The 1,252-nt window shown below is 52.1% G+C and carries 1 protein-coding gene and 1 pseudogene; both read right to left on the bottom strand.

The annotated features are described in order from the left end of the window. Positions 1–174 precede the first annotated feature (174 nt). Positions 175–882 (bottom strand): P-loop NTPase family protein, encoded by a 708-nt coding sequence (locus tag IQ260_RS30675; protein WP_322745092.1) that lies wholly within the window; start codon positions 880–882, stop codon positions 175–177. Continuing rightward, a pseudogene (locus IQ260_RS31380) lies at positions 791–1,252 on the bottom strand (hypothetical protein); the annotation flags it as partial. The pseudogene IQ260_RS31380 and the gene IQ260_RS30675, both read right to left, overlap by 92 nt.

The raw sequence follows: 1,252 nt of genomic DNA, 5'->3' as shown, positions 1-1,252 counted from the left end.
GGGCTAGGGCCGTAATCAGTTCACCCCGCTCAATACAATCTACCGCCTGCTGATAGCTCATTGTTGTTTTTTATACCAGTTGTTGCTTATTTATAGCCCTACCAGGAATCTGCCCCTCGTTAATTTTATCTTATGCCCGAGCTTGTAGGGTGGGCAAACCCTTACGGATATCTGTTATATTTTCGCTGAAACTTCTGATTGCCCACCATCCCCCATGCCCCTGGCAAGCACCCGAGGTAGCATCTCTTGATAAATGCGATTGGCAATGACTAAACCACCCTCGGATGAGCGACGTACTAACCCTAAATCAATTAGATATTGTCTGTCGTCTAGGGGAACGTGTGCTAGTTCTTGGCCTGCCATGAGGGGTTCAATCACAGCACGAATGCGAGGCTCTTCGAGGCGCTTGGTCAGGCTATCGAGGTGAGTATCTTGTCGGCGGATAAGGGCTTCTTTTGCCTGATGGATATGAGATACGTCAATAGTCTGTTGGGAGTCAGTTAGTATCTCTTCAACGATCTCTTTGGCAATGGCATTGACCAGCCAAGGCTGTCCCTGGGTAAGATCGAAGGCTGATTTTATGGCATCAGATGTAAATGACTGACCGGTTGCTTCTGTATGTTGTTGATAGAGCTGTTCTACTTCTGTTGGGTTAAAGTCGCGTAGGGTGAGCGATTTGACTTTGATGTTGAAGGGACCGGCAGTTTGCAAACGGGTGCTACCGCCTGAGGTAACTTTGTAATCACGCACATCTCTAAGACCAATCAGCGCCAGGGAGTGGGGAAAGTTGTTAGGACGGCGGGGGTAGCCATCGCGCAGCTGACGCAGCATGGTGATGAGGGCATCGTCCATAAGGGCATCGATTTCGTCGAGAAAAATCACCAGCGGTCTGGGGGATGCCTGGCACCAAGCTTCTAGGGCGGCAGCGATGCGGCTGCCGTTTACTTGAGGCCATGGGGGGTGGTTGGAGTTCTGGGGGTAACCAGGCTCGGGAGGCCTGTCGCCAGGATTCTAGAATGTGGGTTTCTGCTTTGTCGGGGTTATGGCTGAAAGGTTGACCGACTTCGGCGGAGACCATGATGGCGGCGTAGCGATCGCTGGCGGTTAGCTGCTGAGCTAGGGCAAGCATGGCAGTGGTGTTACCAGTTTGGCGGGGGGCATGGACAACGAAATAGCTTTCCTGCTCGATGAGGCGCTTAAGCGAGGGCAGTCGCGCGGTTGCTGATAGCATGTAATGCTTATCAGGACGACA

The sequence above is a fragment of the Leptolyngbya cf. ectocarpi LEGE 11479 genome (genome assembly GCF_015207065.1).
In the GTDB taxonomy this organism is placed as follows: Bacteria; Cyanobacteriota; Cyanobacteriia; order Phormidesmidales; family Phormidesmidaceae; genus Leptothoe; species Leptothoe ectocarpi.
The sequence above is the reverse complement of the archived record's forward strand: the minus strand, read 5'-3'. Positions and strand labels throughout refer to the sequence as shown.